We start from the raw sequence: 236 nt of genomic DNA, 5'->3' as shown, positions 1-236 counted from the left end.
CCGGTTGGGCCCCGTGGTGTGGCTCCAGATGTAGGGGCTCGTGGGGTGGCCCTCGAGGTTCCGGTGCCGCAGCCACTGGTGCAGGGCCCGCTGGGCCGTGGGCGAGAGGACCACCATCCGCTCCTTCCCCCCCTTCCCCTGGACCCGGATGGCGTGGGGGACGCCGTCCTGATAGGTGAGGTCGGCGTAGGTCAGGGCCAGGGCCTCGGAGAGGCGGAGGCCTGTGCCGTAGAGGA

General features: G+C 72.0%; 1 protein-coding gene. It reads right to left on the bottom strand.

The window, feature by feature from the left end:
- A partial coding sequence (locus tag ACYQ0J_RS13510; RefSeq protein WP_460172617.1) for a tyrosine-type recombinase/integrase occupies window positions 1-236 on the bottom strand: 236 nt, incomplete at both ends.

This window comes from Thermus sp. FJN-A (assembly GCF_054655095.1).
This window is presented reverse-complemented; position numbering and strand designations above follow the sequence as displayed.